Annotated in this window: 1 pseudogene; it reads right to left on the reverse strand. The window is 57.6% G+C overall.

Annotated features, from left to right (window positions below):
- Positions 1-275, reverse strand: a pseudogene (locus tag CKO42_RS26710) (group II intron reverse transcriptase/maturase); the annotation flags it as partial.
- Between the last annotated feature and the right edge of the window lie 710 nt (positions 276-985).

The raw sequence follows: 985 nt of genomic DNA on the forward strand, positions 1-985 counted from the left end.
TTCCCGTTGAGCTTGGGGATGTATCTTCTGAGTACCAGCTTGGCCCGATACCACCCCCCTTTGACCGCCGCCACCAGTCCTTCCACATTGTCCTGGAGGTTGGCTTCATAGGCGCGTGCATCCAGTCGGTCGACACCGCTGGCCGCCCCTTTATTAATCAGTCGCCAACACGCCAGCAGATAGCTGACATTCAGCAGACCAAAGAGGTTGCGGAATCGATGGGCCTTGTCCGATGCCGCCTTTTTCGCTATTCCCAACAGGGAGGTTTGCTTCATAGTCCAGCCCGTCGTGTCTGGGTGAAGTGTCCTTTGTTGGCTTCATCACTTCGCCGACCCCTTCCCCATGTGCGCGGCTCTCCCGCGCTCGGAGTACTATGAGTCGGTCTGACTCCCCATCCGCTACCGGCGAACCTTCCTTCTCGGTCAGTTGCGCTTCCCCGGTCGGTTGGCTTTAGGTTTCGGTCTAATTCAGTTCCGGGGTTTCCCCGTGTGTGTCTCAATAACCGCATACCTTACCTCTCCCTCCGGGAGCCGATGGGGCCTCCCAAGTTCTCGACGCTTCTATGCTTGCATGCCAGGCGCTCGGACCCCGACAGACCCTCGGGACTCTCGCCATGAACCAACCTTAGGGCAATGTTTGTTTTCTCTGTTTGCTGCCTGGTTTCCCGGCAGTGCCACATGATCTTGCCCATAGCCGTTCTATCGAGTCCTCTGTGTTGGCTTCCAGGGCGTTAACACTGTCGCCGTCTGCTTTGATGCTTTTAACGAGGCTGAAATCGCTTCAGGGTGGTGCGTACACCCTTCTGGCCTACAAGTTTCTCTATGTACGCTTCACCTCTTTTGTTCACGATAGCCCCAGTCTTCCGACCAGAGCGTCGCTATCCGCCAGAGGCGCAACACGCGATACGGGTGGGTGGCTAGCCCTTACCCGACCGGGACTTTCACCCGGCAAGAAGCGCCAAGCTGCGCTTGGCGCACTAACGCCA

Origin of the sequence: Lamprobacter modestohalophilus (assembly GCF_016583905.1) — a bacterium.
GTDB classification, from domain to species: domain Bacteria; phylum Pseudomonadota; class Gammaproteobacteria; order Chromatiales; family Chromatiaceae; genus Lamprobacter; species Lamprobacter modestohalophilus.